General features: G+C 65.3%; 12 protein-coding genes. 9 read left to right on the top strand and 3 right to left on the bottom strand.

What is annotated here, in order from left to right; genetic code table 11:
• Positions 1-57: 57 nt before the first annotated feature.
• Both glpD and AC13GF_RS17395 read right to left on the bottom strand, forming a co-directional pair.
• Positions 58-1,536, bottom strand: coding sequence for a glycerol-3-phosphate dehydrogenase (gene glpD / locus AC13GF_RS17400; RefSeq protein ID WP_483005440.1), 1,479 nt, complete (start codon positions 1,534-1,536; stop codon positions 58-60).
• Between the two features lie 186 nt (positions 1,537-1,722).
• On the bottom strand, positions 1,723-2,358 hold the full coding sequence (locus tag AC13GF_RS17395) for an OmpW/AlkL family protein (protein ID WP_032129052.1): 636 nt from the start codon (positions 2,356-2,358) through the stop codon (positions 1,723-1,725).
• A 186-nt stretch (positions 2,359-2,544) separates the two neighbouring features.
• Between AC13GF_RS17395 and AC13GF_RS17390 the strand changes: the two genes are divergently transcribed.
• The 3 genes from AC13GF_RS17390 (at position 2,545) to lpdA (ending at position 6,856) form a co-directional block, all read left to right on the top strand.
• Positions 2,545-3,060 carry a DNA-deoxyinosine glycosylase gene (locus tag AC13GF_RS17390; RefSeq protein ID WP_483005439.1) on the top strand — a complete coding sequence of 172 codons (516 nt, stop codon included), beginning with the start codon at positions 2,545-2,547 and terminating at the stop codon, positions 3,058-3,060.
• A gap of 167 nt (positions 3,061-3,227) precedes the next feature.
• Positions 3,228-4,940 carry a dihydrolipoyllysine-residue acetyltransferase gene (gene aceF, locus AC13GF_RS17385; protein ID WP_126929502.1) on the top strand — a complete coding sequence of 571 codons (1,713 nt, stop codon included), beginning with the start codon at positions 3,228-3,230 and terminating at the stop codon, positions 4,938-4,940.
• Between the two features lie 107 nt (positions 4,941-5,047).
• Complete coding sequence (gene lpdA / locus AC13GF_RS17380) at positions 5,048-6,856, top strand: dihydrolipoyl dehydrogenase (RefSeq protein WP_483005438.1); 1,809 nt, start codon at positions 5,048-5,050, stop codon at positions 6,854-6,856.
• Between the two features lie 404 nt (positions 6,857-7,260).
• Here the strand turns inward: lpdA and AC13GF_RS17375 are convergent, their stop codons facing one another.
• Positions 7,261-8,079: a hypothetical protein gene (locus AC13GF_RS17375; RefSeq protein WP_483005437.1), complete on the bottom strand. Its 819-nt coding sequence runs from the start codon at positions 8,077-8,079 to the stop codon at positions 7,261-7,263.
• A 459-nt stretch (positions 8,080-8,538) separates the two neighbouring features.
• On the opposite strand from AC13GF_RS17375, the gene AC13GF_RS17370 reads away from it, so the two are divergent.
• The 6 genes from AC13GF_RS17370 to atpA all read left to right on the top strand — a co-directional run bounded on the left by AC13GF_RS17370 (position 8,539) and on the right by atpA (position 12,814).
• Complete coding sequence (locus AC13GF_RS17370) at positions 8,539-8,904, top strand: hypothetical protein (protein WP_006394654.1); 366 nt, start codon at positions 8,539-8,541, stop codon at positions 8,902-8,904.
• A gap of 31 nt (positions 8,905-8,935) precedes the next feature.
• The gene (gene atpB / locus AC13GF_RS17365; protein ID WP_010481316.1) at positions 8,936-9,736 is read left to right on the top strand and encodes a F0F1 ATP synthase subunit A; all 801 of its coding nucleotides are present in this window, start codon (positions 8,936-8,938) and stop codon (positions 9,734-9,736) included.
• Positions 9,737-9,809: 73 nt separating this feature from the next.
• A complete protein-coding gene (gene atpE / locus AC13GF_RS17360; protein ID WP_005411133.1) occupies positions 9,810-10,115 on the top strand; it encodes a F0F1 ATP synthase subunit C in 306 nt (101 codons plus the stop codon).
• Between the two features lie 106 nt (positions 10,116-10,221).
• Complete coding sequence (locus AC13GF_RS17355; protein WP_005419512.1) at positions 10,222-10,692, top strand: F0F1 ATP synthase subunit B; 471 nt, start codon at positions 10,222-10,224, stop codon at positions 10,690-10,692.
• 2 nt (positions 10,693-10,694) lie between these two features.
• Positions 10,695-11,222 (top strand): F0F1 ATP synthase subunit delta, encoded by a 528-nt coding sequence (locus AC13GF_RS17350; RefSeq protein WP_032129048.1) that lies wholly within the window; start codon positions 10,695-10,697, stop codon positions 11,220-11,222.
• Between the two features lie 44 nt (positions 11,223-11,266).
• On the top strand, positions 11,267-12,814 hold the full coding sequence (gene atpA, locus AC13GF_RS17345; protein ID WP_032129047.1) for a F0F1 ATP synthase subunit alpha: 1,548 nt from the start codon (positions 11,267-11,269) through the stop codon (positions 12,812-12,814).
• Positions 12,815-12,843: the final 29 nt, after the last annotated feature.

The following is a 12,843-nucleotide window of genomic DNA, read 5'->3' as shown; positions in this document are numbered from 1 at the left end:
TGTTGGTAGAGTCGAGCTTGCTCGACTGCTTTTCATGTCAATCGAGCAAGCTCGACTCTACCGTCTATCGATCCACCCCTGCAGCCGCGCCACCTGCGCAGCATCCAGCCGCAACCCCAGCTTGCTCCGCCGCCACAGCACGTCCTCGGCATTCAAGGCCCATTCGTGGTCGCGCAGGAAGTCCACTTCGTGGGCATGCAGGCCGCCGCCAAAGTCCTCGCCAAGATCGCCCGTGCCCTGAACGCCCTGCAGCAGCTCCGGGCTGCGGCTGCCGTAGGCGCCGGCCCAGCGGCGCGCAATCTCCGCGGGCAACCACGGTGCCAGCGCCTGCAGGCGGGAGCGCGCCTGTGCGGCGTCTCCCCAGTCGCTGCCTGGCAGTGGGTCTCCAGCTGCCGTCCAGGCCGGTCCCATCTGTGGCAGGGCCGGCCGCAGCAGGTTCAGCGCTTCCTCGGCCAGCATCCGGTAGGTGGTCAGCTTGCCGCCCAGCACATGCAGCGCCGGCGCCGGGCCGGACTGCAGCTGCAGGCGGTAGTCGCGGCTCAGCTTTGCCGCACGCGGGTCCGGGTCGGCCAGTAGTGGGCGCACACCGGCGAACTGCCAGACCACTTCTTGCGCAGTGATCGGCTCGCGCAGATAACGGTTGGCGGCCTCGCACAGGTAGCTCACCTCGGAAGGCAGTACGCTGCAGCGCGCCGGGTCACCGCGGTAGTCGGTGTCGGTGGTGCCGACCAGCAGATGATCGTGGGCGAACGGCAGCAGGAACACCACGCGGCCATCGGGCTGCTGCAGCAGGCAGGCACTGTCATCGGGCCAGGGGCGGCGCAGCACGATGTGGCTGCCCTGTACCAGCCGCAGCGCGGGGCCGCCGCTGCGTGCCTCCATCTGCTCCAGCAGGCCGCCGGCCCATGGGCCGGCCGCATTGGCGACGGCGCGCGCGGTCACATGCTGCTGGCCATCGGCGGATTCCAGCACGGCCTGCCAACGGCCCTGCACAGGGCGCAGCTCGATGCAGCGGCTGCGCACATGTACCTGCGCGCCACGCCGGGCAGCGTCCAGGGCATTGAGCAGCACCAGGCGCGCGTCATCCACCTGCGCGTCGGCGTAGCTGAAGGCCTGCCGCAGATCCCGGGACAGCCAGGGGCCGAGCGGATCACGCTGCAGGTCCATCGCGCGCGAGGCGGGAAATGCCGGGCTGCGCCGGCCCAGGTGGTCGTACAGCCACAGTCCTGCGCGCAGCATCCAGCGTGGACGCAGGTGGGGTTCCCACGGCAGTACGAAGCGCAATGGGTGGACCAGATGGGGCGCCTGCCGGCGAACCACCTCGCGTTCGCCCAGCGCCTTGCGCACCAGGCCCAGCTCGCCCTGTTCGAGGTAACGCAGGCCGCCGTGGATCAATTTGCTGCTGGCACTGGAGGTATGCGCGGCCAGGTCATGCTGTTCGCACAGCAGCACGCGCAGCCCGCGGCCGCTGGCATCACGGGCGATGCCAGCGCCGTTGATGCCGCCACCGATCACCAGCAGGTCGACGTCGTGCATCGTGCCTCCGCATCCTGTGTGTGCTTAGAGTCGACTGTCAGTCGACTGCTCTTGCAAAAGTCGAGCAAGCTCGACTCTACGAAAGGCAGTCGAGCAAGCTCGACTCTACAGAACGCGGGTGACGGAAACGACGACGGGCCCCGAAGGGCCCGTCGCGTTACATCAGTGAAGCAGGTCCAGCCTGGATCAGAAGCGGGCGCCGATGCCGAAGCCGACGGTCCACGGATCCATCTTGGCTTCGCCGATCTTCTCGCCGCCAACCTTCACGTCCGGGCGGGCGCGCATGTAGCGGGCGTCAGCACGGGCGAACCAGGTGGAGTTGATGTTCATGTCCACGCCGACGGTACCGATCACGCCCTTGGCATCCTTGAAGCGGATGTCGGTGTCAGCGCCGTTGCCCAGCTTCTCGTTGCTGAAGCTCGACTGGTAGTAGCCCACGCCCACGAACGGGCGGAACACGTTGTCAGCCTGGCCGAAGTGGTACTGGCCGCTCAGCGCGATCGGCTGCTGCTCGACCGAGCCCAGGCGGGCGTTGTTCGGGCCCTTGAACTTGTTGTCGAACTTGTCGGCGGCGCCCCACAGTTCAACGGCCCAGTTGTCGTTGATGTAGTAGCTGAAGCTGACGGTCGGCGCCGGGCCACCATCGGTCTTCTTCACGCCGGTGATCGGGTCGTTCTTCGGTTCCAGCAGCGAGATGCCGCCAACAACGGCAAAATGCTTGCCCGAAGCGGTGTCGGTGCTGCTGCTGTCCTGGGCGAAAGCGGCCGGCGCGAAGGCGGCGGAGGTCAGCAGGGCGAGACTCAGGATACGGATGGAGCGCATGGGGGTATCTCCTAATGTTTCTTGTTTTGGGCCCCCGGTTGCGGGGCGAGCACACCGTAGTCGCCCCAACATGAATCGAATCCGACGCACGTTAAAAAATAGTTTTCCTTGTTCAGCGACTGGAGCGAAAAGCCTGTTTTCATGGGCTTTCCGGCCTTCGGCGACATTCATGCAGTTGGAGAAGATGTGAGCGAAGCAACGGTGTGCATCGGCCTGCAAGCGCAGGTGAACATGGAGTGCCGAGTGTTGCTGCTAGGTTCGATGCCCGGCGTTGCGTCATTGCAGGAGCAGCGCTACTACGCGCATCCGCGCAATCGCTTCTGGCCTGTGCTGGCCGATATCTGTGGCTTCGACGCGGGTCTGCCCTATGCGCAGCGACTGCAGGCATTACAGGCGGCAGGTGTCGGCCTGTGGGATGTGATCGGCCAGTGCGAGCGGCGTGGCAGCCTGGATGCCGACATCGTGCGTGGCACGGAAGTACCCAATGCGCTGCCGGCATTGATCGCTTCGCTTCCTGAGCTGGAGCTGATCGGCTGCAACGGTGCCGCAGCGCTGAAGGCATTCCAGCGTTGGGTGCTGCCCTGCCTGGAGACCCCGCCAAGGCTGCTGGCACTGCCGTCCACCAGCCCGGCCAATGCGGCCTGGTCGCTGCCGCGGCTGCGCCAGGCCTGGCAGCCGGTAGCCGACGCACTGGCGACATGAAGCGGACATCGTCCGGACAATACGCTACCGACTGGTCGCGGCCGCAACCCATGAGCAACAGCGTGTCCCGGCTGCGTGAGTACTGAAAACACCTGTAACGGTTGGCGCTGGCCCCCGCTGGCCGCACAATAGACGTTTCCCTACACCAGATTGCCGGAGTTATCCCCATGGCCGAAATCAAGGAAGCACTTGTCCCCGATATCGGTGACTACAGCGATATCCCGGTAATCGAGGTGCTTGTCGCCGTCGGCGACACGGTCAAGAAGGACCAGGGCCTGGTGACGCTGGAAAGCGACAAGGCGACCATGGAAGTGCCGTCCTCGGTGGCTGGCGTGGTCAAGGAACTGAAGGTCAAGGTCGGCGACAGCCTGTCCGAAGGCAAGGTCGTGGCCCTGATCGAAGTGGCCGCAGGCGAAGCCGAAGCCGCCAAGCCGGCGGCTGCCGCGCCGGCCAAGGCCGCTGCCCCGGCTGCCGCTACCCAGAGCGCGCCGGCTCCGGCCGCAGCTGCGCCGGCCGCTCCGGCTGCCAGCGGTGGTGCGGTTGAAGCGCTGGTGCCGGATATCGGTGACTACTCCGGCATTCCGGTCATCGAAGTGCTGGTCGCCGTCGGCGACACGGTCAAGAAGGACCAGGGCCTGGTCACGCTGGAAAGCGACAAGGCCACCATGGAAGTGCCGTCGTCGGTGGCCGGCGTGGTCAAGGAGATCAAGGTCAAGGTCGGCGACAATCTGTCGCAGGGTAATGTGGTCGCCATCATCGAAGCCGAGGGCGCTGCCGCGCCGGCGCCGACCAAGGCTGCCGCTGCGGCCGCTCCGGCTGCCGCCGAGACCGCCACCAAGGTCGAGCCGGTCGCTGTGCCGGCGCAGCCGGACAAGCTGGCGGCCCGCGAGATCGCCTCGGCGGGTACCCCGTCCAGCCCGCCGGTGCAGTTCAACGCCGATGGCGTGCTGCCGGCCAAGGTGCCGTATGCCACCCCGGCGGTGCGTGTGTTCGCCCGCGAACTGGGCGTGGACCTGCTGCAGATCAACGGCACCGAGAAGGGTGGCCGCATCACCAAGGGTGACGTGCAGAAGTTCGTCAAGGCCGCACTCAGTGGTGGCGTGCCGGCTGCCGGCGGTGCTGCTGCCGCTGCCGGTGGTGGCCTGAACCTGCTGCCGTGGCCGAAGGTCGACTTCAGCAAGTTCGGCGAGACCGAAGTCCAGCCGCTGTCGCGCATCAAGAAGATCTCGGGTGCGAACCTGGCCCGCAACTGGGCGATGATCCCGCACGTCACCCAGTTCGAGCAGGCTGACATCACCGACCTGGAAGGCCTGCGCGTGGCGCTGAACAAGGAGAACGAGAAGGCCGGCATCAAGCTGACCATGCTCGCCTTCCTGATCAAGGCCAGCGCCGCGGCGCTGAAGAAGTTCCCGGAATTCAACGCCTCGCTCGATGCCAGCGGTGAAAACCTGACCCTGAAGAAGTACTTCCACATCGGCTTCGCCGCCGACACGCCGAACGGCCTGGTCGTGCCGGTGATCCGCGACGTGGACAAGAAGGGCGTGGTGCAGATCGCGCAGGAAACCGGCGAACTGGCCAAGAAGGCGCGCGACGGCAAGCTGGGCCCGGCCGACATGAGCGGCGGCTGCTTCTCGATCAGCTCGCTGGGCGGCATCGGTGGCACCGCGTTCACCCCGATCGTCAATGCACCGGAAGTGGCCATCCTCGGCGTCTCCAAGTCCTCCATCCAGCCGGTCTGGAACGGCAAGGAATTCGCTCCGAAGCTGATGCTGCCGCTGTCGCTGAGCTACGACCACCGCGTCATCGACGGCGCCCTGGCCGCACGCTTCACCACGTACCTGTCGCAGGTACTGGCCGACATGCGCCGCGTGCTGCTGTAAGGCACCGCTTCGCCCCCACCGTGCGGCCGCAGCCCCTGGCGCGGCCGCGTGAACAGATGCAGTGACAGCCCACCGGCCATGCCGGGCGGGCACGAGGAAAACCCACCATGGCCACGATTGAAGTCAAGGTTCCCGACATCGGCGATTACAGCGATGTGCCGGTGATCGAAGTGTTGGTCGCCGTCGGCGACACGGTGAAGAAGGATCAGGGTCTGGTGACCCTGGAATCGGACAAGGCCACCCTGGAAGTGCCGTCCTCGGCTGCCGGCGTGGTCAAGGAAATCAAGGTCAAGCTGGGCGACACCCTGTCCGAAGGCGCCGTGGTCGTGGTGCTGGACGCTGAAGGCGCCGCCGAAGCCCCGGCCAAGGCCGCTGCGCCGGCTCCGGCTGCGGCCGCTCCGGCCAGCAAGCCGCCGGTGACCCCGTCGCACCGCGCCCCGGCTGAACCGGCCGCGCCGAAGCCGGCGCTGTCCAGCGGCAAGCCGGCCGACATCGAATGCGAAATGGTCGTGCTGGGCTCGGGCCCGGGCGGCTACACTGCCGCCTTCCGCGCTGCCGACGTCGGCCTGGATACGGTGCTGGTCGAGCGCTACGCCAGCCTCGGCGGCGTCTGCCTCAACGTCGGCTGCATTCCGTCCAAGGCGCTGCTGCACGCCGCAGCGGTCATCGACGAAGTGGCCCACGCCGGTGATTTCGGCGTCGAGTTCGGCAAGCCGACCATCACCCTGGACAAGCTGCGCGAGTACAAGGAAAAGGTCGTCAACCAGCTGACCAAGGGCCTGGCCGGCATGGCCAAGCAGCGCAAGGTCCGCAGCGTGCAGGGCGTCGGCAAGTTCATCTCGGCCAACGAGCTGGAAATCACTGCTGCTGACGGCAGCACCCAGCTGCTGCGCTTCCAGAAGTGCATCATCGCCGCCGGTTCGCAGGCAGTGAAGCTGCCGAACTTCCCGTGGGACGACAAGCGCGTGATGGATTCCACCGACGCGCTGGAGCTGGCCGAAGTGCCGGGCTCGCTGCTGGTCGTCGGCGGCGGCATCATCGGCCTGGAAATGGCCACTGTGTATGGCGCGCTGGGCAGCAAGGTCACCGTGGTCGAGTTCATGGACCAGCTGATGCCGGGTGCCGACAAGGACCTGGTCAAGCCGCTGGCCGACCGCCTGAAGAAGCAGGGCATCGAAGTGCACCTGAAGACCAAGGCCTCGGGCGTCACCGCCGATGCCAAGGGCATCACCGTGACCTTCGACGCCGCCGAGGAAGGCCAGGCGCCTGCGCTGGCGCAGGGCACCTTCGACCGTGTGCTGGTGGCCGTGGGCCGCTCGCCGAACGGCAAGAAGATCGATGCCGAAAAGGCCGGCGTGCAGGTCACCGATCGTGGCTTCATTCCGGTGGACCGCCAGATGCGCACCAACGTGCCGCACATCTTTGCCATCGGCGACATCGTCGGCAACCCGATGCTGGCCCACAAGGCCACGCACGAGGGCAAGCTGGCCGCCGAAGTGGCTGCCGGCCACAAGAAGGAATGGGTTGCCCGCGTGATTCCGTCGGTGGCCTACACCAACCCGGAAATCGCCTGGGTTGGCGTGACCGAAACCGAAGCCAAGGCCAAGGGCCTGAAGGTCGGCGTGGCCAAGTTCCCGTGGGCCGCCAGTGGCCGTGCGATCGGCATCGGCCGCACCGAGGGCTTCACCAAGCTGATCTTCGACGAGGAGACCCACCGCATCATCGGTGGTGCGATCGTTGGCGTGCATGCCGGTGACCTGCTGGCCGAGATCGGCCTGGCCATCGAGATGGGTGCCGAAGCCGAGGACATCGGCCACACCATCCATGCCCATCCGACGCTGAGCGAGTCGGTGGCGATGGCGTCGGAAGTCTACGACGGCACGATCACCGATCTGTACATGCCGAAGAAGAAGTAAGGCGCCCGCGCCTTCGCGAACGAAAAGCCCTGGCATCTGCCGGGGCTTTTTTTCTTCGATCAGTGCTGCAGCAAAGGGTGGGGCCGCAGCGCGGGTGGCGGGCATTTCGACAAATGTCCCCCGTCGCCCGCCACCCGCGCTGCGGCTCGGCTTGCGGACAGTCCAGAGCTACAGCCTGGCCCGCCTGGATGCGTGACACGCGGGGGGAAGAGGGGCTTGCGTGCGAAGTAAAGGAGGAGGTGACGGCCGTAGGCCGGCGCCGGGGGACATTCGCACGCAAGCCCCTCTTCCCCCAGCGCTCGACCAACCCGCTTCTGCTCTTCTGACAGGAACCCACAAAAAAGCGCGGCCCCGATGTTCCGGAGGCCGCGCCAGGAGAGAGAGCGTGTGGAAGGAGCGGGGGATCAGAACACGAAGCTGACGCCGGCCACCGGGCCCTTGAATTCCTGCTTCAGGCCGATGGTGCCGTCGCTGCCCTTCTTGTCCGCGTCCAGCTTGAACCAGTCGTAGCCGGCGAACACGCCGAAGTTCTTCGTGAAGCGGTAATCGACGATGGCGTTGGCGCGGCTCAGGTCGCCCTTGTAGTCATCGAAGCTGCCCCAGCGCGTGTTGAGGTACTGGCCCTGCAGGGTGATCATCCACTTTTCCGACGGGGTGAAGCTCAGGCGCGCACCGACCACCGGCGCCACGCCGTCGGTCTTCTCATTGAGGAACTGGCCTTCGTAGACGGTGCCCAGATCGGCGTAGGCCTTGGTGCTGACCTTGGCGTACTCGGCACCCAGCTGCAGGCCGAGATCGAAGGTATCGGTGTCCACCACCGAGTAGTCATAGACCAGGCTGGCGACCTGGTACTTCAGCTCACCCTTGACGAAGCTGCCGGATGGCACGTTGACATCACCGAAGGAAATGTCCTGGCCGAGGGTCTCGCGGCGGTCCTTGTCGTACTTGAAGTAGTTGAACAACAGGCGCTGGCGGTTGCTGATGCGGAACATGCCGTCGATGCGCGGTTCCCACTCCTTGCCACCCAGCTTGAAGTCCTCGGAGAAGCCGATGTCCTGGCCGGCCATGTTGGTCTTGCCGCGGAGGGTGTTGTCCGAGTCGATGTTCATCGCACCCAGGCGCAGGGCGAAGCGGTCGTCGCCTTCAGCGGCGTGGGCGGCAGTGGCGAACGAAGCGCCGGCGGCGAGAAGGGAGAGGGCGAGCAGGGTGGGTACAGGGCGCATCGAAGAGTCCTTGCAGTGGTTCATCAGAATGAAGGCCACTGTGCCGGACAGGCCCGTCCACCATCCGTGAACGTATGGTCCATGGCATGTGTACGGTTCAGTGCTGTCGCGACGATGCAAAAAGATGGCCCCGGAGCCGGGCTTCGGGGCCATCGTGGGACCTGCGGGGCGGAGCGTCGACGAGGTTGCTGCAGGCAGGTCGAAAGATCGGACCGGCGCATTCGGCGAAAGTTCCACAGTCTGCGACCAAAGTTCAATACTGCGCTGCAACATCATACGGACGCCATTGTCCCCTGGGTGGCACGCAAAAATGTAACCGTTACCGCAACTTGCGGCCTCCCGGGATGAACAGGGAGCGGTTGTCTCGCAAATTGTCCCATTGCTATAATTTGGCGGCTCGATGAGGCCCCCCTGCTGTAGTCGCCTCAGCCCTCCACTTGCAACCACGCGGGACGTCCTGTGCTGAACTCCGTTGATGCGGGTCGGCGACTGATGCTGCGCGCCGCGGTCTACCCGCTGGCCGCGGTGGCTGTCCTGGCCCTGGCCTTCCTGCTGGTAGGTCCGAAATATGCCCTCGGCGCGCTGGCGTCCGGTGTGGCCATTTCGGCCGGTGGCTGGGTGGCAGCACGGATGGCACTGGGCGGCGGGGCACTGGCCGCAGGATCGGCGATGGCTCGCCTGATCATTGCGATCGTGGCCAAGTGGGTGGTGGTTTTCGGCGTCCTGCTGGTGGGGTTCCTGGTCTTCAAGCTGCCTGCATTGGCGCTGTTGGCCGGTATCGCCGTCGGCTTGATGTTCCAGGTCCTGGCCATGGCCAGGCGTTGACAGAATTCAATTAACTGAAGGTTCCGGACACATGGCGGGCGAGGCTCTAACCCCTACCAGCTACATCCAGCATCACCTGCACAACCTGACCGCGCCGGTCGGCAAGGGTGAGGGTATGTTCTGGCATATCCACGTCGATACCTTCCTCACCGCGGTCCTGATGGGCCTGGTGATCGTGGTCGCGTTCTGGCTGGGGACCCGCAAGGCCACCGCCGGCGTGCCGGGCAAGTGGCAGGCCTTCGTCGAGATCTGCCTGGAGTTCGTCGACCGCCAGGCCAAGGACACCTACCACGGCAAGAGCAAGCTGGTCACGCCGATCGCCATCACGATCTTCTTCTGGATCCTGTTGATGAATCTGCTGAAGATGATCCCGGCCGATTTCATCGCCAAGCCGCTGGAATGGGTGGGCGTGCACTACTGGAAGCCGGTCCCGACCGCTGACGTCAACGCCACCCTGGGCATGGCCATCAGCGTGTTCTTCCTGATGCTGTTCTTCGCGCTCAAGTCCAAGGGCCTGGGCGGCTTCATCAAGGAATTCCTGACGGCGCCGTTCGGCAAGTGGATGATGCCGTTCAACCTGATCCTCAACATCGTCGAGTGGCTGAGCAAGCCGATCTCGCTGGCGATGCGACTGTTCGGCAACATGTTCGGCGGCGAAATCGTGTTCCTGCTGATCTGGGTGCTGGGTGGTGCCGGTTTCTTCGGTGCCATTGCCGGTGGTGTGTTCGGCCTCGGCTGGATGCTGTTCCACCTGCTGGTGATCCCGCTGCAGGCCTTCATCTTCATGATGCTGTCGATCGTGTACCTGAGCCTGTCGGAAGACGCTCACTGAGTTTCAAGCTTCAACGCGTTTCAACCTTCATCCGTTTCATCACCCTTAGCAACTTAAGTTCCTGGAGATAACCATGTACTTCGCCGTCCTGACCAACTTCGCGCAGATTCAGAGCTCCACCGCCCTTGCCGTCGGCATCATGATCGGCCTGGCCGCGCTGGGCGCCGGTCTGGGTCTGGCCATCATGGCTGGTAAGTTCCTGGAGTCGGCCGCCCGCCAGCCGGAACTGATCCCGGTCCTGCAGGTCCGCATGTTCATCACCGCCGGCCTGATCGACGCCGCGTTCATCATCTCGGTCGCCGTCGGCCTGCTGCTGGCCTTCGCCAACCCGCTGTCGGCTGCCTTTGCTGGCGCCGTCACCAAGGCTCTGGCCGGCTGATACAGCGGTTTGAGACGACCGGGTGCTGATGCACCCGGTTTCGGATGAAGGCCGGATGTGCCGCTTCGGCGGCACGTCCACCCCGAAACCAGCGATCGAGCTAACCATGAATATCAATTTCACCCTTCTTGCGCAGGCGCTCGCCTTCGCTGGTCTGATCTGGATCATCGCGACCAAGATCTGGCCGCCGCTGATGAACGCGATCGAGGAGCGCCAGCAGAAGATTGCTGAAGGCCTCGCTGCTGCCGACCGCAGCCAGAAAGATCTGGCCCAGGCGCAGGAGAAGGTCAACGAAGCGCTGAAGGAAGCACGCACCAAGGCCAACGAGATCATCGATCAGGCCCACGCACGTGCCAACCAGATCGTTGATGCTGCCCGTAACGAAGCGATCACCGAAGCCACCCGTCAGAAGGAACTGGCCCAGGCTGAAATCGACGCCGCCGCCAACCGTGCCCGTGAAGATCTGCGCAAGCAGGTGTCCGCGCTGGCCGTGACCGGTGCCGAAAAGCTGCTCAAGCGCGAAATCGACGCCAACGCCCACAAGGCGCTGCTCGACGAGCTGGCCTCGGAGATCTAAGGATGAGCCAGGCCCTCACGCTTGCCCGCCCGTACGCCCGCGCCGCGTTCGCGACCGCGCGCGACGAAGGCGCGTTCGCGCCGTGGTCGGACGCTCTGGCGTTCTCCGCCCACGTCGCCGCCGATCCGCGCGTGGCGGCCCTGCTCGCCAACCCGGAGCTGGGTCGTGACGACGCCGTCGCCCTGCTGGCGCCGGTGTCCCACGGCGAGACCTACTCGCGCTTCCTGGCCATCCTGGCCGAATCGCATCGTCTGCCGCTGCTGCCGGAAATCTCCGGCATGTTCGACGCCCTTCGCGCCGAAGCCGAGCACGTGGTCAAGGCCACGGTGACCTCGGCTTCCGAGCTGTCGGCCGGAGAGCTGGACGCGATCAAGGTTGCGCTGCGCAAGCGCTTCAACCGCGAGGTCGACGTGACCACCGCGGTCGATGCCTCGCTGATCGGCGGCGCCGTGATCGACGCCGGCGACGTGGTCATCGATGGTTCGCTGAAGGGCAAGCTGGCCCGTCTGCAGACCGCGCTCGCTAACTGAATTCATTTAACGTCCGGCCCCGCTGCCGGCACTAGGACTTGACGATGGCAACCACGCTCAACCCCTCCGAAATCAGCGAACTGATCAAGAACCGCATCGAGAAGGTCAAGCTGGCCGCGGAATCGCGCAACGAAGGCACCGTGACCAGCGTGTCCGACGGCATCGTGCGCATCTTCGGTCTGGCCGACGTGATGCAGGGCGAAATGATCGAACTGCCGAACAACACCTTCGCCCTGGCCCTGAACCTGGAGCGCGACTCGGTCGGCGCCGTGGTCCTGGGTGACTACGAAAACCTGCGCGAAGGCGACGTCGCCAAGACCACCGGCCGCATCCTGGAAGTGCCGGTGGGTCCGGAACTGCTGGGCCGCGTCGTGAACGCGCTGGGTGAGCCGATCGACGGCAAGGGCCCGCTGGGCACCGACCTGACCGCTCCGGTGGAGCGCGTTGCGCCGGGCGTGATCTGGCGCAAGTCGGTCGACCAGCCGGTGCAGACCGGTTACAAGTCGGTCGACTCGATGATCCCGATCGGCCGTGGCCAGCGCGAGCTGATCATCGGTGACCGCCAGACCGGCAAGACCGCCATGGCGATCGATGCGGTGATCAACCAGAAGGGCACCGGCATCAAGTGCGTGTACGTTGCGATCGGCCAGAAGGCTTCGACCATCGCCAACATCGTGCGCAAGCTGGAAGAGAACGGCGCGCTGGCCCACACCATCGTGGTGGCCGCGACCGCTTCCGAATCGGCTGCCATGCAGTACATCAGCGCCTACTCGGGCTGCACCATGGGTGAGTACTTCATGGACCGCGGCGAAGACGCGCTGATCGTGTACGACGATCTGTCCAAGCAGGCCGTTGCCTACCGCCAGATCTCGCTGCTGCTGAAGCGCCCGCCGGGCCGTGAAGCCTACCCGGGTGACGTGTTCTACCTGCACTCCCGTCTGCTCGAGCGCGCTGCCCGCGTGTCCGAGGAATACGTCGAGAAGTTCACCGAAGGCAAGGTCACCGGCAAGACCGGTTCGCTGACCGCGCTGCCGATCATCGAAACCCAGGCCGGCGACGTGTCCGCCTTCGTTCCGACCAACGTGATCTCGATCACCGACGGCCAGATCTTCCTGGAAACCGACCTGTTCAACGCCGGCATCCGCCCGGCCGTGAACGCCGGTATCTCGGTGTCGCGCGTCGGTGGCTCGGCCCAGACCAAGATCATCAAGAAGCTGTCGGGCGGCATCCGTATCTCGCTGGCCCAGTACCGCGAGCTGGCTGCGTTCGCGCAGTTCGCCTCGGACCTGGACGAAGCGACCCGCAAGCAGCTGGAGCGTGGCCAGCGCGTCACCGAGCTGATGAAGCAGAAGCAGTACGCGCCGATGTCGATCGCCAACCAGGCGCTGTCGATCTACGCTGTCAACGAGGGTTACCTCGACGACGTGCCGGTCAACAAGCTGCTGGCGTTCGAAGAAGGCCTGCACGCGCACTTCGCCAACACCCAGGGCGAGCTGGTCAGCAAGGTCAACGCCACCGGCGGTTGGGACAACGATATCGAAGGTGCCTTCAAGAAGGGCATCGCCGAGTTCAAGACCACCGGCAGCTGGTAATCGCGGTCCTGTAGAGCGGAGCCGCTGGC

This window comes from Stenotrophomonas sp. 22LJNL06-5-1 (genome assembly GCF_056861455.1).
The sequence above is the reverse complement of the archived record's forward strand: the minus strand, read 5'-3'. Positions and strand labels throughout refer to the sequence as shown.

Coding starts and splice junctions, on each gene's coding strand:
- glpD (WP_483005440.1), bottom strand. CDS start 1,536: ATGCACGACGTCGACCTGCTGGTGATCGGTGGCGGCATCAACGGCGCT.
- AC13GF_RS17395 (WP_032129052.1), bottom strand. CDS start 2,358: ATGCGCTCCATCCGTATCCTGAGTCTCGCCCTGCTGACCTCCGCCGCC.
- aceF (WP_126929502.1), top strand. CDS start 3,228: ATGGCCGAAATCAAGGAAGCACTTGTCCCCGATATCGGTGACTACAGC.
- lpdA (WP_483005438.1), top strand. CDS start 5,048: ATGGCCACGATTGAAGTCAAGGTTCCCGACATCGGCGATTACAGCGAT.
- AC13GF_RS17375 (WP_483005437.1), bottom strand. CDS start 8,079: ATGCGCCCTGTACCCACCCTGCTCGCCCTCTCCCTTCTCGCCGCCGGC.
- atpB (WP_010481316.1), top strand. CDS start 8,936: ATGGCGGGCGAGGCTCTAACCCCTACCAGCTACATCCAGCATCACCTG.
- atpE (WP_005411133.1), top strand. CDS start 9,810: ATGTACTTCGCCGTCCTGACCAACTTCGCGCAGATTCAGAGCTCCACC.
- AC13GF_RS17355 (WP_005419512.1), top strand. CDS start 10,222: ATGAATATCAATTTCACCCTTCTTGCGCAGGCGCTCGCCTTCGCTGGT.
- AC13GF_RS17350 (WP_032129048.1), top strand. CDS start 10,695: ATGAGCCAGGCCCTCACGCTTGCCCGCCCGTACGCCCGCGCCGCGTTC.
- atpA (WP_032129047.1), top strand. CDS start 11,267: ATGGCAACCACGCTCAACCCCTCCGAAATCAGCGAACTGATCAAGAAC.